This is a genomic window from Sediminibacterium goheungense (assembly GCF_004361915.1).
Classification (GTDB): domain Bacteria; phylum Bacteroidota; class Bacteroidia; order Chitinophagales; family Chitinophagaceae; genus Sediminibacterium; species Sediminibacterium goheungense.
In genome coordinates, this window is sequence record NZ_SNWP01000010.1 from 400,238 (window position 1) to 423,339 (window position 23,102).

Genomic DNA, 23,102 nt, shown 5'->3' on the forward strand with positions numbered 1-23,102 from the left:
GACTATTGAAAAATTTGTGCTGCCAGTCTGCTGCTTTCGATCAATGCATTTGTATTGAGTTGGGTGAGCAAACCTTTTTCCTGAAAATAAAGAATCATTTTTTCGGTATCCATATTCCCCACCAATTTATCCTGAGCCATGGGGCATCCACCAATACCTTTCATTGCTCCATCGAATCGGGTACATCCTGACGAATAAGCCGCATCCAATTTATTTTGCCAGTTGGAAGCAGTTGAATGCAGGTGAACGCCAAAATGTACCGAAGGATATTGCGGTATCAATGTTTGCAATGCTTCACTGATTTGTTCCGGACTAGCCACACCTACTGTATCTGCCAGTGAAATGGTTGTAATACCTTCCATCACCATGGCATCGGCCCATTGCAAAAGAATGTCTGCATCATATGGATCTCCATATGGATTACCAAAACCCATACTGAGATACACCACCAGCTCTTTACCGTTATTGTTACAGTTGCGCTGTATTTCTTTCACAAGATCAAAACTTTCATTGATCGTACTATTGGTATTTTTCTGCTGAAATGTTGGAGATATAGAAAAAGGGAACCCTATATAACGAATGGCATCGTATGCGATAGCTTCCTCTGCACCTCTCTTATTAGCCACAATAGCAAGTAATTTGGTAGCCGTTTCCTCTATACGGAGTTGTGACAGCACTTCTTTGGTATCTGCCATTTGCGGAATGGCTTTGGGCGAAACAAAACTACCAAAGTCTAGCGTATCAAAACCTACCGCCAACAATTGGTTCAGGTATTTTACTTTCATTTCGGTTGGAATGAAATGAGGCCATCCCTGCATGGCATCACGCGGACATTCGATCAGTTGTATTTTTTGGGCTGGCGTCATAGGCAAAAGAATTTTATACTTTTCCCAGTCTATGTTTCATGGCTTCATATAAAACAATACCGGTTGCAACAGACACATTGAACGAATCGAATTTATTCGCCATAGGTATGGTAAAGAAAGCATCGGCTGCTTTGGCCAGATAGGGTTGTACACCCTTACCTTCATCGCCCATGATAATACAGCAGGGATCCTTCAACTGAAGCTCGTATACTTTTTTATCGGCGCGCATTTCGCTCGTAAAAACCTGTATACCATTCAGATGTAACGTATCAACAGCTTTTAACAGACTATTCACCCTGCATACATGAATATGCTCAAGTGCGCCGGCACTGCTTTTCATAGCTTCTTCATTTAAAGCGCCTACACCTTTATCGGGTATTACCAGTGCCTGTGCACCACAACAGTGGGCGCTTCGGGCTATGGCACCAATATTACGCACATCAGTAACGCCATCGAGCATAACAAACAAAGGTATATCGCCATTTGAAACCACATGGTCAATTACCTGCTGTAGGTCCATATATTGTACGAGTGCCGCAAAAGCGATTACACCCTGGTGATTCGCCCTGGTAAGAGAATGTAATTTTTCCTGAGGAACCATTTGAATGGGAATATTTTTTTCCCTTGCCAATTGTCTGATACCGGCAATAGCATCACCTGAAATATTTTTCTGCATCAGAATTTTATCAATAGGCCTACCTGTTTCCAGGGCTTCGGCCAATGGTTGCCTACCTATAATCAGTGCACTTTGTTTGATTGCCATATGCAAATGTACTATATCAGTTTTCCCTGCAACTGCATTAATTTAATTTTTGTGATGGCGGCCACACTCATAGAATCCATAATTTCTCCATTCTCTACCATATGATATGCTTTTTCCAATGATACTTTTTGTATCCGAAGGTCCTCCGTTTCTTCAGGTTCAGCTTCTTCCTGCAACAAATCTGTTGCAAAGTATATAATGGCTAATTCATCACTTACAGAATTAGAAAGGTGCATCCTGAAAAGCTCCATCCATTCCCTGGCTACTAATCCGGTTTCTTCTTTTAATTCACGTTTGGCGCCATTCAATGGATCTTCCATAATTGGACAACCTCCTTCCGGTATCTCCCAACTATAAGTATTCAGGGTATATCTGTATTGACCAACCAGCCATAAATGATGCTCCGCATCCATAGCAACAATACCTATGGCAAGGTTCTTAAAATGAACTTTCCCATAAATCCCTTTCCCACCACCAGGATTAATGACATCGTCTTCTGTAACAGTGATCCATTTATTGTTATACACTTCTTTTGAGCTAAGTGTTTTCCAGGGATTTTTTTCCATGTATCTTTTTTTTACGAAATAAAACAATAAGTACACTAATCAACAGGTAGGCTATCATTACCAAAACAATAGAAAATTTTATAAAAGCACAGTACCAGGTTACCTGTAAGGAATGGTTATTATAATGATTGTTTAAGGTCTGTAGCATCAGTAAGTTTTCAATTATATCAAGTATGGCAGCCAGTAATGCCAGCCAGCACAATGTATTACGGGTTTGTATGGCCAGGCCTGACTGCCATTGTCTACTGGCTTTTTCAATAGCGAGAAGAAAAAAACTTGTGTATGCCGCAATGAAGAGAAAATCAATACAAATATTGATATTAGCTACTGAGGACCCTATCCATGATTGAAAAACAGGCACCAGTTTGTCGGGCGTATTGGCAAATTCGAGCGACAAAATACCTGAAGGAGTAGCAGGTTGAGTTAATGAAGCACCTTGCCAGCGAAGCAATACAATTATAGCCAGCGTAACTACAGCTGTAAATATAAACGACCATCGGGCAGGCTGCTTCATCATCCGATTTTGACACATGTAAAAAAGCCCCGGTAGAACCGGGGCTTTTTATGCTGATTAGTTTATTTCAAACCGAAAGCTTTTTTCACTTTGGTTACATAGTCGAGTTTTTCCCAGGTAAATAGTTCCACTTTTACTTTCTTCTCTTTACCATCGGGCGATTTGAAAGTTTTGGTTACCACTTCACTCTTACGACCCATGTGTCCGTATGCAGCCGTTTCACTGTAGATCGGGCTACGCAGTTTCAGCCGCTGCTCAATAAAATATGGACGCATATCAAACAAACCTTCCACGATTTTGGCAATCTGGCCATCCGTAAGATTTACTTTGGCAGTTCCATAAGTGTTTACATTGATGCTGGTAGGCTGTGCTACACCAATAGCATACGATACCTGTACCAATACCTCATCTGCCACACCAGCAGCTACCAGGTTTTTGGCAATATGACGGGTAGCATACGCTGCAGAACGGTCTACCTTGCTGGGATCCTTACCACTGAAGGCTCCTCCGCCATGTGCGCCCTTACCACCATAGGTATCTACGATGATCTTACGACCTGTTAAACCGGTATCGCCATGCGGGCCACCTATTACAAACTTGCCGGTTGGGTTGATATGGTATTTGATATTGTTGTTAAACAGCTTGGCGTATTTCTTGTACTTGCTCTTTACACGTGGAATCAGGATATTGATAATATCAGATTTGATTTTAGCCAGCATTTTTGCTTCTGTATCAAAATCATCATGCTGTGTAGACACTACAATCGCATCAATTCTCACCGGCTGGTTATTATCATCATATTCCAGTGTTACCTGACTTTTGGCATCAGGACGCAGGTATTTGATCTGTTTGTTCTCTCTTCTCAGCGCAGCAAGTTCAATCAGGATTTTGTGAGCCAGATCCAGTGCCAGGGGCATATAATCTTCGGTTTCATTGCTTGCATAACCAAACATCATACCCTGGTCGCCAGCTCCCTGCTCTTCTTTTTTCTTTTTGTCAACACCCTGGTTGATATCGGCAGACTGCTCATGAATAGCTGATAAAATACCACAACTATTCGCTTCAAACATATATTCACTCTTGGTATAACCAATCTTACGGATCACGCCACGGGCAATTTCCTGTACATCCAGGTATGCTTTTGATTTTACTTCACCTGCCAGTATTACCTGACCGGTAGTAACCAGTGTTTCACAGGCCACTTTTGACTGTGCATCGAATGCTAAAAAATGATCGATTAAGGCATCAGATATCTGATCGGCTACTTTATCAGGATGGCCTTCAGATACGCTCTCAGAAGTAAATAAATAAGGCATATATAATTTTAATGTGTGCAAATATAATGCAAACACAGATTTAGATCCGCGAGAAAATAATCCTCAAACGCATCCTGAATCTTGAATGTGTTCCCCCTCCTAACCTAACCCTTCCATTGGCAACATCATTACCAATACTTGGATTCAGGTAATAAAGTAATTGGGTATTGGGGTTGGGATATGGGTTTGTGTAATAGATAGAATCATTAGTAGGAGCAGACAGCTGCAACAGATGAGAACTGTCTTTTCGCGAAATAATTCCCTGGATATAACGACTCAGGTTAAAAGTATAGGCCGTTACACGATTATACCCCTGTGTAGTTTTATAAAAAGCGAAGCCCCCAAAATCGGTAATATTCGGACCATCAGTTGAAAAAATATAATCATTCCTAACATTCCGCTTGCTGTTTCTAACGGAGTCCAGCACACTTAATAATAAATAACGTGGCGCTGACATCTGCTGATCAATGGTAAGCAGGTTGGCATCATCCGGCACCTGTTCTGCAATCAATTCAGCCCTGTGAATAATTCTGTTACTCAATGTGGCAAGACCTGGAATCCTAACGCGTACATTAACACCTGGTGCTGCCTGAACATACACCAGTGAATCTGATTTTGGATTATTATTTGTTGTAACATAATTAGCCACCTGGCTCCCAGCTCTGTTTCTGGTTACAAAATTCGCATCACCTCCGCTGGTGGTATTAAACCTGAAATACTGAACAGAAGTATCTCTGGTAGTTGCACCGGTTGAACTGGTACTATAGTATAGAGCAAATTTGGTATTCGTATCCGAAAGACTGATCCTGAGCAATGCATTGGCAGGTGCGTTCTGGTCTGTTGTTAGTGCGAAACCCGCAAAATAGGTTCTGAAAATAGAATCGTTTTTATAGGCGTTGGTAGAGTCATAATTCTTTATAAATCGCTGTGCTATATCTGCTCTCAGGGGAATGCGAATCTGTCGGGTAGACACTTCAAAGCGGTTTCGTATGGTATCATTCAGCCTGCGTATATCCACATTCACAGGAGAACCCATGGGAGCACCGATACTTACCGGCGTTACATTAGGATAGTTGGCAGGATAGAGCCTGTCTCGGTTCAAACGGGTAGATTGATTTATTTCTGACACAGTTAAACGTAGTGGCTGTGTAGAGTCTCCATAAAAACCATTATATCCTAAAATAAGTACTGCCGAATCTACTTTTACACTGTCTTTATTACCTGAAATAAAGAAAGGATAATAAGAAGGTGCCATCTCAAAAAACATTGAAGCGGAAGTACGGCCAAAAATAGGGTCATTGGTAATCGCCCCTAATACATGAACATCGCCCTTATAAATTCTCGTTGTATCCTGATCATAATAAGTATCAGTGATAACATCAAGAATGGTATCTTTCGTAAACACCCCATCAATCGGGGGAATCAAACCACCTCCTAATTCAGTAGAAGTAATCCTGGTACAACCAGTTAGTATACTAGTCGAAATAATACAGAAAATGAATGTATTACGTAGTGTCGAAATTAAACGCATGTGTCGTGGATTACTTACCCGCAAGGTCGTTGTACAATTCTAAATACTCTGTTAAATCAGAATCCCATCCTTTGAAGGGAACTACTTTTTTGCCTTTTACTTTAGCAAACTCATCAACCAGTTTTTTATCTATTTTTTCGGCACCAAAAGTAATCGCATCTGCGAAGCTTGCTCCTCCCTTAAAAAGGGCTGTATTGCTGGCTTCTTTGAATGCTTCCAGGTCCTTTTCTTTAATATTGGCATTGATAACAGCCTGTTTTAGAAAATCAGCCCCCAGCTTTTCTGTGAAAGTATTTTCACCAATGGTGAAAATCACTTTACTGTTTCCAAAAACAGGTTCCTTTTTATAAGCAGTTTTAATGTATGCCGGAATGAGTCCAGTCATCCACCCACTGCAATGAATGATGTCGGGTGGCCATCCGAATTTTTTCACTGTTTCAAGTGCGCCTTTGCAGAAAAATACAGTTCGTAGGGCATTATCTTCAAACCATGATTCGTCATCATCATGAAAAATCTGTTTTCTTTTGAAGAAATCTTCATTCTCAAGAAAATATACCTGTAATCTGGCATTGGGTAAAGAAGCTACTTTAATCTGTAAGGGGTAATCATCATTATCAACCGAAACATTGATACCAGAAAGCCTTACTACTTCATGTAAGCGATGTCTGCGTTCATTAATGACACCAAACCTGGGCATGATGCATCTTACCTCTAAACCGCTATCATTACTCTTGATAGCCAGCTTATTAATAACCTCTGCGAATTCTGTTAATTCGAGGTAGGGTGACATCTCCGTGGCTATGAATAAAATTCTTTTCTTTGTTGACATCCTTGCGCCTTTTTTTATGCGGGAAGCGTAAAATGAGTGGGCAAAGGTACGAAAAATATAGTGATGAACATTTCCTGACAAAAACAGCCTTAAATCTCGGCCAGATGATCCTTTTCAAAAGAATAAATGATTTAAAAAAATATATAATAGATAGCCGGGAGGCCAATACCACTATCGGCTTTGTTCCTACAATGGGAGCACTGCATGCCGGGCACCTCTCGCTCATCAGGGCTTCAAAAAACAGTGGATATCTTACAGTCTGCAGCATTTTTGTGAATCCGACTCAATTCAATGATCCGTCTGATTATCAACAATATCCGATCACCATTGAACAGGATATCAGGCTATTGGAGCAGGAAAACTGTGATGTATTATTCATGCCCGATGTGCAGGAGATATACCCGCCCGACCATCAGAAAAAACAATACAGATTGGGACAACTGGAGCTATACCTGGAAGGTAAATACCGCCCGGGCCATTTTCAGGGGGTGTGTGAGGTAGTAGACCGCCTTCTGGATATCGTGGAACCTGATCTTCTTTTCCTTGGGAGAAAAGATTACCAGCAGTGTATGGTGATTGCTGAACTCATCCGACTCACAGGTAAAAGTACCCGGCTGGAAATCGTTCCTACCATGCGGGAGCCCGGCGGACTTGCCATGAGCAGCAGGAACCTGCGTTTGTCTGAAGCAGATAGAAAAAGGGCCATCGCTATTTATCAGACACTCCAAAAGATAAAAACAGTTATACGTCCGGGCGAAATCAACCAACTGTCGAAGGAAGCATCAGCTACCTTACTGGAAGCCGGGTTTAGCAAAGTAGATTATGTAAGTATAGCCCATGCACATAGCCTGGCACCTGTTGAATACTGGGATGGGAAAACACCCCTTGTTGCATTGGCAGCTGCTTTTTTATCGGGTGTGCGTTTAATAGATAACATTTCTCTGACAGAGGATTAGATGTCACTTGCAAAGAAGTAAGTATTTTTGCAAATACTATGCAAATCGAAGTACTCAAATCGAAAATACACCGCGCAGTTATTACTGAAGCCAATTTACATTATGTAGGCAGCCTTACGCTTGATGAAGACCTGATGGACGCCGCCAACTTCATTGAAAACGAAAAGATACAGGTAGTCAATGTAAATAATGGAGAGCGCCTGGAAACCTATATCATTAAAGGCAAAAGAGGTAGCGGTGTGGTTTGCCTCAACGGTCCGGCCGCCCGAAGGGGTGCTGTCGGCGATCTGGTTGTCATTATATCATATGCTACCATGGATTTTGAAGCTGCCAAACAATTCAAACCATGGGTCGTATTTCCAAAAGAGGGAAATAAACTGTAGTATTACTCATTATACTGGCATCCCCCATTTCATTTGTAACTTCCATAGGTCATGAAAAAAAGACTCCTCTCCTTTGCAAAATATGCTGTCTTTCTGGGGCTGGGCTTATTTCTGGTCTGGTGGAGCTTTCGTCAGATACCGGACGACAAATGGGATGAGTTTACGAAAAGTTTATCTACTGCCAATTATTGGCTCCTCATACCCGTTTTTGTTATTCTGGCCCTAAGCCATCTGGTTCGTGCCCTCCGCTGGAAAATACTTATGCAGCCGATGGGTTATCAACCAAGGGTAGCCAACACCTTTTTTGCGGTTATGATCGGTTACCTGGCCAACCTTGCCATACCCCGTTTAGGAGAAGTATTGAAATGCACTTTTTTGGCCCGCTACGAAAAAGTACCCGCCGAAAAACTAGTGGGAACCATTGTGGCTGAAAGAGCCGTTGATGTAGTATCGCTCGGTATTGTTTTTATGCTGACCATGGTAACACAGTCAGATATACTTGCTGAATATGGAAATGAACTTATCGGACAACTCTTTAAAAAAGGAGAAAATATTTCTATTACTGCTCTATTACTATTCGCAGGTATTCTCATCATACTATTCATTGCACTCAGGGTATGGTTCAAACAGTTTTCACACCTTAAAATTGTGATGGTGATTAAAAAAATCATTGCGGGTGTATGGGAAGGACTGATCAGTATCAGACGGTTGAAACAAAAAGGACTTTTTATTCTCTACTCGGCTTTAATATGGTTATTATACGCTGCAGGAACATGGGTAGGACTAATGGCTACCGATGGCACTGCTCATCTGGGTATGGGTGCTGCATTGGGCGCACTGGCTTTTGGTAGTATCGGCATGATTGTAACGCCTGGGGGTATTGGTGCTTTCGCATTTTTTATCGCCAAAGTACTGGAAGAAAACGGTGTACCCTTTGAAATCGGTTTTGCCAATGGAACACTTCAATGGTTTGCCCAATTTTTAATTGTGGTACTGTTGGGTAGTATCAGTCTCCTGTTGTTTCCTGTTTACAATAAAAAGAAAAATTCTCATGAGAGCCATTCAAGCAATTGAAACAAAAGTGATGTCTTTACAACAGTTGCTGGCAAGGGTTGCGGCCTGGCGCACTACCGGTAAAACCATCGCATTCACCAATGGGTGTTTTGATATTTTACATGAAGGACATATTTTCTCATTAAGTGCCGCTGCTAAAGAAGCAGATTACCTGATTGTAGGGGTAAACAGCGATAACAGCGTAAAAAGACTAAAAGGTCCGGACAGGCCCGTAAATAATGAGCACAGCAGGGCCCTTATACTTGCCAATCTGGCTCTAACCGACGCTGTGGTAGTTTTTGATGAGGATACCCCTCTCCAACTCATATCTGCTCTACTCCCGGATGTACTGGTAAAAGGGGGGGATTATACCATTGAGCAGATCGTTGGTGCTAAAGAAGTTATTGCCAATGGTGGTCGCGTAGTCATCAATCCCATCGTAGAAGGATTTTCAACTACGGGCATCATTCAGCATATCAAGCAATCTTATTCTTAATTTGGAAATTTGAAAATGTGCTAATTTGAAAATGAAGGAAAAGTAGCTATTCAACCTTCTGAAAAGCCCCTTTCATCGTCACAATATCTATAGCCAGCGGTATATTTATTTAGTTTCAGTGATAAGAAGTTAATTGCCCCCTTTAACCTGAAGAATAATATCTATTTATTTTCAAATTAAAAGGCAAACTTAACATTGTGCTCTCCCACCCTTTTTTATATTTGGTAAATTGAAGAATCAATTCTGTCATTTGTGAAAAAGCAACTCATTCAACGCGACATCAGCTGGCTTAGTTTTAATGGAAGGGTTTTACAGGAAGCCAACGATGCTTCTGTGCCTCTTAAAGAAAGAATACGTTTTCTGGGTATTTTCTCCAATAATACGGATGAATTTTTCAGGGTTCGTGTAGCCACACTGAAACGCATGGTGGAATATGCAGATAAAAGACGTAAGCTGAATATGCATATGGAGGAAGACCCGCAATCCATTATTGATCAGATTCAGACCATTGTATTAAAACAGCAAAATGAGTTCAACAGAATATGGGAAGGCATTCTGAAAGAACTAAAGAAGGAAAAGATTTTTCTTGTCACAGAAAAACAACTATCCAAAGAACAGAAACACTTTGTTCGTCATTTTTTTGATGAAAAAGTACGGTCGAATATTATTCCATTGATGATTGAAAGTCTGCCACAACTGCCTTATCTACGCGACAAGAGTATTTATCTCGGTGTGGTAATGCGAAAAAAAAATTCAGCTTACGATCAGAAATATGCATTAATCGAAGTGCCGTCGAAAGACCTGGGACGCTTTGTTCAGTTACCTGCCAAATCGGGAGAAAGCCATATCATTCTTTTGGAAGACGTGATTCGTTATAACCTTCCTGAAATATTTACTTATTTTGATTACGATTATTTTGATGCCCATGTTTTCAAAGTAACCAAAGATGCTGAGATAGATATTGACAATGATGTGAGCACCACTTTTGTTGAAAAAATTGAAAAGGGGCTTAAAAACAGACGCAAGGGTAAGCCTGTTCGTTTTGTATACGATAAGGAAATGGATGCAGGTCTTCTCGAATACCTGATCAGACGACTGAACCTGAATCGTAAAAGCAATATTATTCCCGGTGGTCGTATCCATAATTTCAGGCATTTTATGGATTTCCCTGATGTATTTAATAGTAAAAATACGCGGCGGGAAGCATTTACACATCCAGCCTTTCAGAGCAGTATCCGGGTAACAGATGTGGTGCTGAAAAAGGATGTGATGCTGCATTTCCCTTATCATTCTTTTCATGCATTAATCGACTTATTACGTGAAGCTGCCATGGATCCTGATGTTCAATCCATCAAGATTACGGCCTACAGGCTTGCTTCCAATTCAAAAGTGATCAATGCACTGATCAATGCAGCCAGAAATGGCAAGGAAGTGATTGTAATGTTGGAACTAAAGGCCCGGTTTGATGAAGAAGCCAACCTGGAATGGAAAAAGATATTGGAGGAAGAGGGAGTTAAAGTTTTATTAGGTGTTCCAAAGATGAAAGTGCATGCGAAACTCTGTATTATCAAAAAAAGGAAAGGCACCAAAACAGTACAGTATGGCTTTGTAAGTACTGGTAACCTGAACGAAAAAACAGCCAATGTCTATGGTGACCATTGTCTGTTAACAGCCAACAGAATGATTATGGCTGATATTAACCGGATTTTTCATTACCTCGAAAACTGGAAAACGGCCTCCACGAAGCTGAATCAGTGTAAAACGCTGATGGTTTGCCCGAATAGTATGCGCCGTGAACTGGACCTCTTGATTAACAAGGAAATCAAAGCCGCGAAAACAGGTAAGCCTGCTGCCATTACCTTAAAACTCAATTCTATCAGTGATGCGCGGCTTATAGAAAAATTGTATGTGGCTGCTGCTGCGGGGGTTGAAATACAAATGGTGGTCAGGGGTATATTCTGTGCGGTTATCGATCATAAAAAATTCAGGCATCCAATTAAAGCTGTAAGTATAGTTGATGAATATCTTGAACATGCACGTTTACTCATTTTCCATAATGGCGGGAAAGAAAAAATATTTATTTCCAGTGCAGACTGGATGGTAAGAAACCTGGATCATCGTATTGAAGCCGCAGTACCTGTAAATGACCCCGATATCAGAAATGAACTGAAAGATATTATCCACATTCAATTAAGAGACAATGTGAAAGCAAGGGTGCTTGATAAAGAATTAAGCAACAACTATGTACCTTCCGCAGGTAAAAAGAAGATTCGCTCTCAAATTGAGACCTATCATTATCTCAACCGGAAAAACATAGTGAACATTGAGGCTAGCCGCCATTGATATAGGAAGTAATGCTGCGAGACTGCTCATCTCTGAGATCAGTCATGATACAGAGGGTAAGCCCAGATTTAATAAACTAAATCTGGTTCGTGTTCCCCTCCGTCTGGGTTTTGATGTATTTGAGAAAGGTGAAATTTCTAAAGAGAAAAGAGGTATGGTTCTCCAGACCATGAAAGCTTACGGACACCTGATCAATGCGTATGGAGTTGAACATACCATTGCCTGCGCTACCAGTGCAATGCGTGATGCTCGAAACAGCAATGACCTTATCAGAAAAATAAAACTGGAAACAGGGCTTAATATAGAAATCATAAGTGGCGATCTGGAAGCTTCTATTATCTATGAGAACCATGTTGCGGAAAACATGGATACAGACCACAGTTATTTGTATATTGATGTGGGCGGCGGCAGTACCGAACTTACCTTTTTTGCAGATGGCAAACTGATTTTTAAACAGTCATTTAATATTGGCACCATCCGTTTATTAAAAGAAATGGTAGAAGAATGGCACTGGAATGAGATGAAAGAGATGATTAAGAACAAAACAAAGGGATATAAGAAAATAGTTGCCATAGGTACGGGAGGCAATATCAATAAAGTATTTTCTCTCAGCAAGAAAAAAGACGGCAAACCCCTTTCACTCGATTTGCTGAAAGATTATTACAAGGAAATCTCCAGTTTTTCATTGGAAGACCGCATTAATATTTACAAATTAAGAGAAGATCGTGCCGATGTAATTGTACCGGCACTTCAGATTTATATCAATGTGATGCGCTGGGCAGATGCAGATGAAATTTATGTACCCAAAATCGGTTTGGCAGATGGCCTTATACAGCATCTTTACGAAGAATTGCAAAAACGGTAACCTGCCAGAGCCTACCCATTACAGACAGAAATTAACATTCTAACAAAACGAGTCCCCAAAAAACTGCCTACTTTGCAGCTCTCTTTACGCTAAAAACAAGCAGATGTCAGTTCATAAAGAAATAAAAAAAATCACTACCCATACTTTATTGAAAATGAAAGCTGCCGGTGAAAAAATATCCATGATCACCGCATACGATTTTTCATTTGCCCGTTTATTTGATGAAGCAGGAATAGATGTAGTACTGGTAGGCGACAGCGCAAGTAATGTAATGGCAGGTCATGAAACAACCGTACCCATAACCCTTGAACAGATGATCTATCATGCACAATGTGTGGTGCGTGGCATTAATCGTTCATTGGTGGTAGTTGATATGCCATTTGGATCTTACCAGTCAAATTCTGATGTGGCGCTTGCCTCTGCCATCCGGATCATGAAAGAAAGTGGTGCTCATTCCATCAAGTTGGAAGGTGGAGAAGAAGTGGTTGAGAGTATTCGCAGGATTGTATCTGCCGGCATTCCCGTGATGGGACATCTGGGCCTTACCCCCCAGTCTATTTACAAATTTGGCACTTACAATGTAAGGGCGAAAGAAGAAGCTGAAGCTGCCAAGCTTAAAAAAGATGCTTTGTTACTGGAAGAAGCCGGCAGTTATGCCATTGTCCTTGAAAAAATCCCTGCCAGTCTTGCTCAGGAAGTAAGCCGTTCATTAACCATTCCTACTATTGGAATAGGAGCTGGTGCGGGATGCGATGGTCAGGTGCTGGTTATGCATGATATGCTGGGTATTAACAATACCTTCAAACCCCGTTTTCTCAGACAATACCTCAACTTACAGGAGCAAATCCATGCTGCTGTAACACAGTATATTTCTGACGTAAAATCAGGCGATTTCCCGTCAGAAAAAGAGTCCTATTAGGGATTTACCGATGGTTATTCATTGTTCACCCAAAACAATTTTATAAATTGAGCGGTAGGAATAGATTTGAATAAGACCATATGCTCAGACATTTTGCTATATTATCCTTAACAGTTGGTTTGCTATTGGCAGCACACAAAGAATCAAATGCAACTATTACTGCAGATACATTAGTAAAACACAGTACAGATGGCGTACTGGACGACTGGGATCCTTCTGCTTTTGATATCCACGAAGCAATGGGCATCCGTATGGCTGCTGATAACGATGCCGATAAATTATATGTTGCAATGTACATCGTTAACCAGGATGTTCAGAAAAGACTGATGCTGGGAGGAATGCAATTGATGATTGATACAAAAGCAAAGAAAAAAGAAAGTACCTATATCAACTTCCCGATTGAAAAAACAGCTCAGGAAATCGCTGCATACCTATCACCGAAAAACACAGCAACGACCAATGATTTCCAGGTTTTTCGCGATCAGCTTTCGGAAGGCATGCTATTTTTAAAAAAAACAGGATTTAAGGGGCAACAGTTTGATACAGAATTACAGACAATCAATTTACCCAATGAAATCAATATCAATTTTGGCTGGGATGAACGTTCTGTACTATTTATAGAATATGAAATTCCATTCAGCAAACTGGGGGATAAAGCCAATTTGCTGAACAAACCCATTACAGTTGGTCTGAAACTAGCTGCCGTAAACCTTCCAGCAGCTTCTGACCAGCCTATGAAAGTATCTACAAAAGTGATTGCCATGCCAATGAATGGTGGAATGCCTAGCAGTGCTAATTTTGGTACCAGTACCACAGGCTTCAGAACCAATCAACCTATTAACAAATCAACCATTCCGGAACAAATGTTCTGGCTAAAACATCAGATCTATTAATTAGCTAATTCATTCACTTCTATAACTTCAACCAAATTTTGCGAAACGACAAGAAACTGATCACAATATTCACACACGTGGTAGCCTGGGCATGCTTCTTTTTTGTGCCCTATCTGGTCTTTTTTCCAAGACTCAGAGAATTCAGCATGAGTGATAATATGCTGGCAACCATTATCTGTAACAATATTTTCATCGTTCTCTTTTATTATTTCAATACCCAGGTATTGGTACCCCGCTTACTCATCAATAAAAAATGGGGCTGGTATATTTTATCCATAGCCGCCTGTCTGGGTGCTTTTCTTTTCCTGCCGAAAGAGATTGCCAATTTTATTGTTGAACCTGAATTTATTCGCCAGAACAATGAGTTTGTAAGAAACCCTGACTTCAAAGGTATTCCTAAACTTACCCGTGCACCCAGAAGGGCCAGACCGATTGCCGACCCTTATAACACGGTTTTATTTTTGCTTGTATTTGCATTCGGCACCTGTATTTCAGTAACACAACGCTGGTTAAAAACAGAACGTACTAGAAAAGAAACAGAAAACGAAAAACTCAATACCGAACTATCTTTTCTGAAGTCGCAGGTAAATCCTCATTTCTTCTTCAATACCCTGAACAATATTTATTCACTGGCGGTTGTGAGAAGTGAAAAAACAGCACCGGCTGTTATGAAGCTATCTTCTATCATGCGCTATATACTTACCGAAACCCAGCGCGACCTTGTACCTTTGAGAAATGAGGTGGATTTCATTCACAACTTTATAGAACTACAACAGGTTCGTTTAACAGATAAAGTAAAACTGAATTTCGCAGCTACCGGAGATATTGAAACCATGCTGATTGCACCGTTAATTTTTATTCCTTTCGTAGAAAATGCCTTTAAATACGGTGTCAGTACAAAAGAGTCTTCTACGATTGATATTACCATTCATACCAGCAATAATAAAATACTGTTTTATGCCAGTAATAATATTGTTGCTTCAGAAAGCAACCTCATGGAAAATACCGGAATCGGCATTAACAATGTTAAACGAAGACTTGAACTGATGTATCCCGACAAACATCAGCTAAGTACCACTATTGAGAACAAGACATATGTCGTAAAACTGGAGATCACAACATGATACACTGCATTGCCATAGATGATGAGCCATTGGCGCTACAACTGATTCAGGAATATTGTGCAAAAATTTCCTTCCTGAAACTGGAAAAAACATTCACCAATACTGATGAAGCCATCAGTTTTATGCAGAATAATAAGGTTGATCTTTTATTCCTGGATATACAAATGCCTGATATTACCGGTATCCAGTTCTATAAGAACCTGACTGAAAAACCACCGGTTATTTTTACTACGGCATATAAAGATTTTGCTGTAGAAGGTTTTAATGTAGACGCTGTTGACTATCTGCTGAAGCCTTTCGAATATGACCGCTTTCTCAAAGCCTGTTATAAGGCAAAAGAATACATAGAATTTTTAAGTTCACAGGAAGTACAGCTGAATTCACTGTTTATCAAAGTGAATTATGAAATCATGAAAGTGAACTTAAAAGATATTGACCTGATTGAAGCACTGGATGATTATATCAAAATATACATCAAACCCAACCCTGTACTTACGTTGATGACTTTAAAAAGCATCCAGGAAAAGTTACCCTCCCGCGATTTTGTGAGGGTACACCGGTCATTCATCATACCCCTTGCTAAAATTGAAAAATTCAGCAAATCGAAGGTCTGGATTGCAGGAAAAGAGATCCCTATCGGCAGCAGTTACGGTGCTGTTTATGACCAGTTGCTCGAAATTTCGAAGACCAAACAATGATTCCCCGATTGAAAAGAGGTACTCACCTATATCGTATTGCAGTGGGTAAATCTTCCTTGTAAATTTATTTTGTAAATGCTGAAAGGCGTTTCATGCAGGGTTTTAGATAATAAAAGTATCACAACGTTGTTCTCAACAAGGTGATACTTTTTTATTTCCATTTAACCCTCCTTCATCTCCTGCCGAATCCTTTACCTTTACGGCAAATTTATCTGTATGGATTTCTTAGCAATACTTGGTATACAGTCGCAAAATGGTGCTGCTTCAACAGGCATAGAATGGATCAACAGTAATGGTAGTATCATCGACTCTTTTTCGCCCGTAGATGGCAAAAAAACAGCCAGTGTACAATCTGCTGATGCCAAGGCGTATGAGACAGTTGTAAAAACAGCTGCTGATGCTTTTCATAGCTGGCGCATGTGGCCTGCACCCAAAAGAGGTGAAGTAGTGAGGCAAGTAGGAGAAGCTCTCAGAAAACACAAAGACGCTTTGGGAAAACTGGTAAGCTATGAAATGGGCAAAAGCCTTCAGGAAGGATATGGAGAAGTGCAGGAAATGATTGATATCTGCGATTTTGCAGTGGGCCTTTCCCGCCAGTTACATGGCCTTACCATGCACAGTGAAAGACCCATGCACAGGATGTATGAACAATGGCACCCAATGGGTGTAGTAGGTATTATTTCTGCTTTTAATTTTCCCGTGGCTGTATGGAGCTGGAACGCAGCACTTGCCTGGGTTTGTGGAAATACCACGGTATGGAAACCCAGTGAAAAAACACCTTTATGTGGTATCGCCGTACAAAATATTGTAGCCGCTGTATTTAAAGAGAATAAGGTACCGGAAGGCGTTAACTGTCTGGTTCAGGGTGGCCGTGAAGTTGGCGAGTGGCTGAGTAAGGATACAAGAATTCCCCTGATATCTGCCACCGGCTCTACCCGGATGGGTAAACTGGTAGCTGCCACTGTAGGTGCCAGATTGGGCAAAACCATCCTTGAACTCGGTGGTAATAATGCCATCATTATTTCAAAAGATGCTGATCTTGATATGGCATTGATAGGCTGTGTATTTGGCGCAGTTGGTACTGCAGGTCAGCGTTGTACCACCACCCGTAGATTGATTATTCACGAATCTGTATTTGATACCTTTACTGCAAAACTGGTAAAAGCATATGGTCAGCTGCGGATAGGGAACCCATTAGATACCCATAACCATGTAGGACCATTGATTGATAAAGATGCCGTACAGCTGTATCTGAAATCGATAGAAGACTGTAAACAACAGGGTGGCAGATTCATTGTTGAAGGGGGTGTACTGGAAGGAGAAAATTATGAAAGCGGATGTTATGTTAAACCTTGTATAGCAGAAGCTGCCAACCATCTTCCCGTAGTACAACACGAGACCTTTGCTCCTATTCTCTACGTAATGACATATACAACCATTGATGAAGCAATTGCTCTGCAAAATGGTGTTCCACAGGGACTCTCTTCTGCTATCATGACATTAAACATGCGCGAATCAGAGCAGTTTCTTTCGCATGCAGGTAGCGACTGTGGAATTGCCAATGTTAACATTGGTACCAGCGGTGCAGAAATCGGAGGCGCATTTGGAGGTGAAAAAGAAACCGGTGGTGGCCGTGAAAGCGGCAGTGATGCCTGGAAAGCCTATATGCGCAGACAAACCAATACCATTAACTGGAGCACACAGCTACCGCTGGCACAGGGCATTCAGTTTGATCTGTAAAAAGAGAGTTATGATAAAGCAAACAAGCCTGCAGATCCATCCGGTTTGCAGGCTTATTTGTTAAGGAAAACTAAAAAAACCTTTTTATCAGGCTGTAAAACAATTCCGGCATCGCCAAGATTATCCTAAAAAAGAGCAATGCGGTTAAATTTTCATTATCATTACCGAAATTTGTAAGGATAGTAAAATTATACTTTCAATGTTTCGTGGGATAATAAGTTTAGTGGCACTGCCACTCGTGATTGTTTCGGGCCATGCAAATGCACAAGCTGTACCAAAAACATGGTACCAGATGGACATTGCCAAAGATTCATTCTATGGAATCAGCCTCAACAAAGCCTATGAGTTTCTCCGTAATAGCCATAAAAAACCCCAGCCCATTATCGTTGCCGTTCTGGATTCAGGTATAGATACCACACATGAAGACCTCAGACCTGTTTTATGGCGCAACCCGAAAGAAATTCCGGGTAATGGCATTGATGATGATGGGAATGGTTATGTAGATGATGTGTATGGTTGGAATTTCCTCGGTAATAAAGATGGAAGAAATATCAAAAAAGCTGCTGATGAGCGTGCCCGTATTTTTCATCGCTGGAAGAATCAGTTTGCTGACAAAATATTGAACCCGGAAGAAATGACAGAGAAAGAACGCGACCAGTTCGTTCTCTGGAAAAAAGCATTGCATGAACTTAATTTCAGCGCAGAAGAGCAAACAGAACTCATGTTTGTGGAAGTAACTACCAAAGCATTGAAAAAGCATGATAAAATTCTTCGGCAGGAAATGGGGTGTGATGAGTATAATTTTGAAAAGTTGGAGAAGTTTCAACCTCTTACAAGGTTGGGCAAAGAAGCAAAAATGGGATTCCTTACCTGTATGAAAATGATCGGTCTCGATGCGGAAGAAAAAAACACTGTACTGCTCTCCCAACTTGAAGAATATATTGACGGAAAAAAATCAGCTTTTGAATCAAAAGAAAAAGCTCCCAGGGATTACCGTGCAGAAGTAATCGGTGATAATTACTACAATCTTGCCGACCGCTTTTATGGAAATGGAGATGTAATGGGCCCCAACCCTGATCATGGTACACATGTAAGCGGGCTGATTGCTGCACAGAGGAATAATGGTATTGGTATAGATGGTGTTGCAGACAATGTTCGCATTATGATGCTGCGTGTGGTACCCGATGGTGATGAATATGATAAAGATATCGCACTGGCTATCCGTTATGCGGTAGACAATGGTGCCAAAGTGATTAATATGAGCTTTGGCAAATCTTTCTCACCTGAAAAAGCATGGGTTGACAGTGCCATCCGTTATGCTGAAATGAAAGATGTGCTGGTATTGCATTCTTCCGGCAATGAAGGGGTCAATACAGATGAAAAAGAAGTGTATCCCAACCCCTGGTTAAAACAATGGAATACGGTTGCCGGTAATTTTATTACTGTTGGAGCCAGTAGCGACCCAAAAATCAGCGGAAGTCTTACGGCTGAGTTTAGCAATTATGGTAAAGCTTCTGTCGATGTTTTTGCACCAGGTGTAAAAATCTATTCTACTATGCCTGGCGGTAATAAATATGGTAACCAGCAGGGTACCAGTATGTCTACACCTATTGTTAGTGGCATAGCCGCACTGCTACGATCTTATTATCCGGGACTTTCTGCAAAACAGGTAAAAAATATTATTGAAAAATCGGTACTGGTACCAGAATCTGCCAACCTTTGTTTCAGACCCGGCGCTAAAGCCGATGTGGTACCCTTTACCAGTTTATCTAAAACAGGAGGTATTGTAAATGCCTATAATGCTATAATGGCAGCAGACCAATTCAATACAGCCAATGCAGGTAATGTACAACCGCAGCCCGCTGTTGTAAAAAGGAATAAACTCGATTAAACATATGAGCAGACCTCTGTCAGGCGATTTCCCCGCCTATTTTGAAGGATATATTGGTAAAGTAAAAGCCGATTCGGCCGAAAAGCTACCCGCGGTATATAGTGAGCAACTGGCTTCCTTTTATACAAACCTGCCTGATGCCAAAGCGGATTATGCTTATGCAGCTGATAAATGGACATTAAAAGACTTACTTCAACATGTTATCGATACAGAGAGAATTATGTCTTATCGCCTGCTGCGCATTGCAAGAAAAGATGAAACACCACTCGCCTCTTTTGATGAAAACAGTTATGCGGCCAATGCCAGAGCCGGTAACAGATCTTTCGCCGTTATTAAAGAAGAATTTCTTGCGGTAAGAAAATCAACCGATTTGCTTTTACAATCACTGGAACAGGAACAATTCGATCATGCAGGTATTGCGAGTGGTAATAAAATGACCGCCAATGCGCTGGCTTATATTATTTTCGGCCATATGCTGCATCATAAAACGATTATTGAAGAGCGGTATCTGTAGGTATTTCATAACCGAAACAATCACATATTTCTTCATCACAAAGCAGTTTTCTTAAAAACGGGTCTTTGAGTACTTCTTTGTAATGCATGGCTTTTCCATTTACGCGGATTGTTTCGTAAATGAGGCGGATGCCATGGCTATAGTCCACATACCAGTTTATATGTCCGGTGTATAGCGGTTGAATGGGTTCTGCACTTAGTTTATGCCACCCGTAAATCGCTACCCTATCACCCTTTCCACCTGCTTTTATCCTGCTGCTGATTACCACATCTTTTTTAATACCGGCAATCAATCCTTTCCGCCCCTTTCTTTGTCCTTCAATCATCAGATGATGTTGCCACATGGTAACTGTACTATCCCTGAACGCAAACATGGGCATGGGTTCGAGTTTTACAGTTGCCTGATGGTAAATATCGTTTACCATTTTACGGGTGGGTAAAAAGCAATGATACTTATTTGCTATACGCTGCGCTGTTTGCGGAGTTAAAGGTATTCTGGCCCAATCTGCATTGGTACCGATAGACAGGTAATCGGGCATTACATAATAGGTTGCCGAGATGGTTTTTCCAGACTGATCTTTGATGCTGGTATGCACCGGAACAAAGTGATTGAGAAAAGCGGGTATGTTCCCATCCTCAAGCAATTCCAATGCTACAGAATCGCGTTGTTTCCATTGAAAGGAAGCTGCGAACTTATAAAAGGAAGATCCGGTTACACCGGAATTGATCACCAAAGGAGCAATGGTTTTGCAGCCTGACAGCAGTAACAAGAAAAGCAAATATCTGGACATCCCTTTTGGAATTAGTATTTCAGATAAGTATGGGCACAAAAAAAGGGTCCGGAGACCCTTTGTATGCTATAAAGATACAATTTTATTTTTATTTCGCAAAGAGGTGAATGGCCAGTTGCACATCATTAGAAGGGCCTTTGTACAGTACACCCAATGTTGTTCTGTCAACACTGAAATAAGCCTGACCAAAGAATCCTTTTTCGCTGGCGCTGCGGATATTAGCGTTGAATTTTACCGGAATGCTGGCACCTTTCAGTGACAGGGTTCCATCAATTTCGCAATTGGTATCGTTGGTATAATTTACCTTGTTGATAGTATAAGTAGCTTCTGCAAATTTTGCTACATCAAAGAAATCGGCACCTTTCAAGTGACCAGCCAAACGATCACCGGCACCATCGGTTACTTTGAGGTTAGCGAGGTCAATCACAAATGAACCACCGGTAAGTTTACCGTTGTCTACCTGAACAGATCCAGATTTAAGAGCGAAAGTTCCTGTGTGGAAATCGCCGGCTTTAGAACCAATCCAGTCGATACGGCTTTTCTCAGTTGTAACAGCAAGTGTTACAGGAGCTTTTTTCTTGATTACAGTAAAAGAAGAAATGCCAATAATCATGGCTGCGCTTACCAGGGTAAGGACTAATTTTTTCATATTATTTGTTTTTACAGTTTTAGAGCATCGTAAAAATAGGAAAATTAATGTTACAACAATAATAATTATGGGTAAATCTGAATGACTGATTCTCTTATCTTCGCAAAAATTTTTCCGAGTATGAATCTTCACGAATATCAAGCCAAAGAACTCCTCAAAAAATACCATGTTCCTGTGCAGGAAGGTATTGCGGTTGACACAGTAATGGCCGCGGAGGAAGCTTATCGCCAAATTAAGACCCAAACCGGTAACAATTTCGCCGTTATCAAGGCCCAGATACATGCTGGTGGCCGTGGTAAGGGTAAAATTGAGGGTACAGAACAGCGTGGTGTAGCGGTGGCCAAAAGCGTGGAAGATGTGGCAACCATTGCCAAAAATATCCTTGGTGGTACCCTGGTAACCATCCAGACCGGTGCCGCGGGTAAAAAAGTAAATAAAATATTGATAGCACAGGATGTGTATTATCCTGGCCCCAACCCTGTAAAAGAGTTTTACCTCTCTATCCTTCTGGATCGTGCCAAGGGCATGAATGTTGTGATGTACAGCACCGAAGGTGGTATGGACATTGAAGAAGTGGCGCACAATACTCCTGAGAAAATTTTTAAAGAGTGGGTGCATCCCGGTGGTGGCCTGCAGGGTTTTCAGGCAAGAAAAATTGCCTTTAACCTGGGGTTAAGTGGTGAAGCCTTCAAAAACTGCGTAAAATTTGTTACAAATTTATACAATGCATATGTAGGACTGGATTGCGGTATGCTTGAAATCAACCCGCTTTTCAAAACCAGTGATGAAAAGATTATTGCGGTTGACTGTAAAATGAATATCGACGATAACGCCCTGATGCGCCATGCCGATACAGCTGCTTTAAGGGATGTAACAGAAGAAGACCCTACCGAGGTGGAAGCAGGTCAGTACAACCTGAACTTTGTAAAATTAGATGGTAATGTGGGTTGCATGGTAAACGGTGCAGGTCTTGCAATGGCTACTATGGATATGATTAAATTAAGTGGTGGTGAACCTGCCAACTTTCTGGATGTAGGAGGTACAGCCAATGCCCAGACGGTTGAAGCGGGCTTCCGTATCATCATGAAAGACCCGAATGTAAAAGCCATCCTCATCAATATTTTTGGTGGTATTGTTCGTTGCGACCGTGTGGCGGCTGGTGTAATTGAGGCTTATAATAAACTGGGCAATATCAATATCCCCATCATTGTTCGCTTACAGGGTACCAATGCTGTTGAAGCTAAAAAACTGATTGATGAAAGCGGATTGAAAGTACAATCAGCCATTGAATTAAGTGAAGCTGCAGCGCTGGTTAAGAAAGCAGTAGCTTAATACAGATAAGAAAATGCAAGAAAGCCCCGATTTTTTGGGGCTTTCTTGTTTTAAGCTTCAAGCTCATAAAA

The 23,102-nt window shown here is 41.1% G+C and carries 23 protein-coding genes; 14 read left to right on the forward strand and 9 right to left on the reverse strand.

The genetic code is table 11. The features are described 5' to 3' along the window. Positions 1-2: 2 nt before the first annotated feature. The 7 genes from BC659_RS01770 to BC659_RS01800 form a co-directional block, all read right to left on the reverse strand. Entirely contained in the window at positions 3-866 is an 864-nt protein-coding gene (locus tag BC659_RS01770) for a hydroxymethylglutaryl-CoA lyase (RefSeq protein WP_133472866.1), read from the reverse strand. Between the two features lie 13 nt (positions 867-879). Then, complete coding sequence (gene rlmB / locus BC659_RS01775) at positions 880-1,629, reverse strand: 23S rRNA (guanosine(2251)-2'-O)-methyltransferase RlmB (RefSeq protein WP_133472867.1); 750 nt, start codon at positions 1,627-1,629, stop codon at positions 880-882. A gap of 11 nt (positions 1,630-1,640) precedes the next feature. After that, a complete protein-coding gene (locus tag BC659_RS01780; protein WP_133472868.1) occupies positions 1,641-2,195 on the reverse strand; it encodes an NUDIX domain-containing protein in 555 nt (184 codons plus the stop codon). After that, positions 2,167-2,709, reverse strand: a complete 543-nt coding sequence (locus tag BC659_RS01785) for a hypothetical protein (protein WP_133472869.1) — start codon at positions 2,707-2,709, stop codon at positions 2,167-2,169. Before BC659_RS01785 ends, BC659_RS01780 begins: the two co-directional genes overlap by 29 nt. 62 nt (positions 2,710-2,771) lie before the next feature. Continuing rightward, positions 2,772-4,025 carry a methionine adenosyltransferase gene (gene metK / locus BC659_RS01790; RefSeq protein ID WP_133472870.1) on the reverse strand — a complete coding sequence of 418 codons (1,254 nt, stop codon included), beginning with the start codon at positions 4,023-4,025 and terminating at the stop codon, positions 2,772-2,774. Between the two features lie 40 nt (positions 4,026-4,065). Beyond that, complete coding sequence (locus tag BC659_RS01795; RefSeq protein WP_133472871.1) at positions 4,066-5,556, reverse strand: DUF4270 family protein; 1,491 nt, start codon at positions 5,554-5,556, stop codon at positions 4,066-4,068. Positions 5,557-5,566: 10 nt separating this feature from the next. Next, positions 5,567-6,385, reverse strand: a complete 819-nt coding sequence (locus BC659_RS01800; RefSeq protein WP_133472872.1) for a glycogen/starch synthase — start codon at positions 6,383-6,385, stop codon at positions 5,567-5,569. 104 nt (positions 6,386-6,489) lie between these two features. Between BC659_RS01800 and panC the strand changes: the two genes are divergently transcribed. From panC to BC659_RS01865, 13 genes are all read left to right on the forward strand, one after another. Then, on the forward strand, positions 6,490-7,341 hold the full coding sequence (gene panC / locus BC659_RS01805; RefSeq protein ID WP_133472873.1) for a pantoate--beta-alanine ligase: 852 nt from the start codon (positions 6,490-6,492) through the stop codon (positions 7,339-7,341). A gap of 38 nt (positions 7,342-7,379) precedes the next feature. After that, positions 7,380-7,724, forward strand: coding sequence for an aspartate 1-decarboxylase (panD, locus tag BC659_RS01810; RefSeq protein WP_133472874.1), 345 nt, complete (start codon positions 7,380-7,382; stop codon positions 7,722-7,724). Between the two features lie 51 nt (positions 7,725-7,775). Next, entirely contained in the window at positions 7,776-8,798 is a 1,023-nt protein-coding gene (locus BC659_RS01815; protein ID WP_133472875.1) for a lysylphosphatidylglycerol synthase transmembrane domain-containing protein, read from the forward strand. Beyond that, positions 8,776-9,273 carry a D-glycero-beta-D-manno-heptose 1-phosphate adenylyltransferase gene (gene rfaE2 / locus BC659_RS01820; protein WP_133472876.1) on the forward strand — a complete coding sequence of 166 codons (498 nt, stop codon included), beginning with the start codon at positions 8,776-8,778 and terminating at the stop codon, positions 9,271-9,273. The genes BC659_RS01815 and rfaE2 overlap by 23 nt, the downstream gene beginning before the upstream one ends. 252 nt (positions 9,274-9,525) lie before the next feature. Beyond that, positions 9,526-11,616: a polyphosphate kinase 1 gene (gene ppk1 / locus BC659_RS01825; RefSeq protein ID WP_246027065.1), complete on the forward strand. Its 2,091-nt coding sequence runs from the start codon at positions 9,526-9,528 to the stop codon at positions 11,614-11,616. Further along, positions 11,597-12,481: a Ppx/GppA phosphatase family protein gene (locus BC659_RS01830; RefSeq protein WP_133472877.1), complete on the forward strand. Its 885-nt coding sequence runs from the start codon at positions 11,597-11,599 to the stop codon at positions 12,479-12,481. Before ppk1 ends, BC659_RS01830 begins: the two co-directional genes overlap by 20 nt. A 103-nt stretch (positions 12,482-12,584) precedes the next feature. Further along, positions 12,585-13,400, forward strand: a complete 816-nt coding sequence (gene panB / locus BC659_RS01835; protein WP_133472878.1) for a 3-methyl-2-oxobutanoate hydroxymethyltransferase — start codon at positions 12,585-12,587, stop codon at positions 13,398-13,400. A gap of 80 nt (positions 13,401-13,480) precedes the next feature. Beyond that, positions 13,481-14,293, forward strand: coding sequence for a hypothetical protein (locus BC659_RS01840; RefSeq protein ID WP_133472879.1), 813 nt, complete (start codon positions 13,481-13,483; stop codon positions 14,291-14,293). A gap of 38 nt (positions 14,294-14,331) precedes the next feature. After that, complete coding sequence (locus BC659_RS01845; protein ID WP_133472880.1) at positions 14,332-15,417, forward strand: sensor histidine kinase; 1,086 nt, start codon at positions 14,332-14,334, stop codon at positions 15,415-15,417. After that, positions 15,414-16,115, forward strand: coding sequence for a LytR/AlgR family response regulator transcription factor (locus tag BC659_RS01850; RefSeq protein WP_133472881.1), 702 nt, complete (start codon positions 15,414-15,416; stop codon positions 16,113-16,115). Before BC659_RS01845 ends, BC659_RS01850 begins: the two co-directional genes overlap by 4 nt. A gap of 216 nt (positions 16,116-16,331) precedes the next feature. After that, the gene (gene amaB, locus BC659_RS01855; RefSeq protein ID WP_133472882.1) at positions 16,332-17,855 is read left to right on the forward strand and encodes an L-piperidine-6-carboxylate dehydrogenase; all 1,524 of its coding nucleotides are present in this window, start codon (positions 16,332-16,334) and stop codon (positions 17,853-17,855) included. A 199-nt stretch (positions 17,856-18,054) separates the two neighbouring features. Continuing rightward, positions 18,055-19,746: a S8 family peptidase gene (locus BC659_RS01860; RefSeq protein WP_133472883.1), complete on the forward strand. Its 1,692-nt coding sequence runs from the start codon at positions 18,055-18,057 to the stop codon at positions 19,744-19,746. Between the two features lie 4 nt (positions 19,747-19,750). After that, positions 19,751-20,260 carry a DinB family protein gene (locus BC659_RS01865; protein ID WP_133472884.1) on the forward strand — a complete coding sequence of 170 codons (510 nt, stop codon included), beginning with the start codon at positions 19,751-19,753 and terminating at the stop codon, positions 20,258-20,260. Here BC659_RS01865 and BC659_RS01870 read toward each other — a convergent pair. After that, positions 20,238-21,029 carry a hypothetical protein gene (locus BC659_RS01870; RefSeq protein WP_133472885.1) on the reverse strand — a complete coding sequence of 264 codons (792 nt, stop codon included), beginning with the start codon at positions 21,027-21,029 and terminating at the stop codon, positions 20,238-20,240. The two genes, BC659_RS01865 and BC659_RS01870, sit on opposite strands and share 23 nt — an antisense overlap. 109 nt (positions 21,030-21,138) lie before the next feature. Beyond that, on the reverse strand, positions 21,139-21,699 hold the full coding sequence (locus BC659_RS01875; protein ID WP_162847322.1) for a YceI family protein: 561 nt from the start codon (positions 21,697-21,699) through the stop codon (positions 21,139-21,141). A gap of 120 nt (positions 21,700-21,819) precedes the next feature. On the opposite strand from BC659_RS01875, the gene sucC reads away from it, so the two are divergent. After that, positions 21,820-23,031, forward strand: coding sequence for an ADP-forming succinate--CoA ligase subunit beta (gene sucC, locus BC659_RS01880; RefSeq protein ID WP_133472887.1), 1,212 nt, complete (start codon positions 21,820-21,822; stop codon positions 23,029-23,031). Positions 23,032-23,102 lie beyond the last annotated feature (71 nt).